The organism is Aequorivita antarctica (assembly GCF_007997155.1).
Classification (GTDB): Bacteria; Bacteroidota; Bacteroidia; order Flavobacteriales; family Flavobacteriaceae; genus Aequorivita; species Aequorivita antarctica.
In genome coordinates, this window is record NZ_VORT01000049.1 from 1 (window position 1) to 799 (window position 799).

General features: G+C 32.2%; 2 protein-coding genes. One reads left to right on the forward strand and one right to left on the reverse strand.

Translation table 11 applies throughout. From position 1 onward, the window contains the following. Positions 1 to 57: 57 nt before the first annotated feature. On the forward strand, positions 58 to 291 hold the full coding sequence (locus ESU54_RS17685) for a hypothetical protein (protein WP_111845847.1): 234 nt from the start codon (positions 58 to 60) through the stop codon (positions 289 to 291). On the opposite strand, the gene ESU54_RS17690 is transcribed toward ESU54_RS17685, so the two are convergent. Next, positions 269 to 613, reverse strand: coding sequence for a hypothetical protein (locus tag ESU54_RS17690; RefSeq protein ID WP_111845846.1), 345 nt, complete (start codon positions 611 to 613; stop codon positions 269 to 271). The genes ESU54_RS17685 and ESU54_RS17690 overlap by 23 nt on opposite strands. Positions 614 to 799: the final 186 nt, after the last annotated feature.

Consider the following 799-nt stretch of genomic DNA (forward strand, 5'->3'; position numbering starts at 1 on the left):
GTTGGCAAAAATTTAACTGACCACGTATAGAGAGTTGTTTTATAAAAAAAGACAATCATGTTCTATAAAAAAGAATTAAGAGAATTAGTAGAGGATTATGGAGGAGGTCGTGGAAAGAAAAATGCTAAGTCGCAGTTCTTCTATGATTGCGCTAAGAAAATACTTAGAGAATTTGACCTAAAAGCATATTCCGAGATTGAAATGTTCGCCGAGTATTTAAAAGAGGTTGGGAAAAATACAAGTGCTCACCATCACACAGGTTTAGAACCTATTCCTGACCAAAAAACTTAAACTTTTGTTCTTTGACAAAATCATCTAATGGAAAATATGTATCTGTAAAACAATAAATATTTTGAGGCAAAAATCCATTGACTTTATCGCCGACATTTTTACTGTTCAAGTGCTTTAAAAATTTTGCACCCACGTACTTACGAAATACAGAATTGGTGCTATCTAAAATAGAATACACACAAATACAGTTTTTTATATTTATCTCATCTTTATCAACAGGAAATTGAATTAAATAATCTGGATTGTAAGGAACACCACCAACAGTTATGGAATCTGAAAAATCTTTTTTAGAAAATAGTGGTATAATAGAAATTTTGTCCAAATATAGCAGATATAATCTGAACGGAGGTGAAAGTGATAACTCTTACGCCCTAAAAACGTTTGCCAACAAAGCATAAACGCCATGGCTGCCAATCGTTTATTTAGAAAATTATCGCCGCCACAAAAGACAATAATATTAAAATAATTAATTTTTAACCCCACGCCACAGCGCTTATACAAAACGTTG

Coding starts and splice junctions, on each gene's coding strand:
- ESU54_RS17685 (WP_111845847.1), top strand. CDS start 58: ATGTTCTATAAAAAAGAATTAAGAGAATTAGTAGAGGATTATGGAGGA.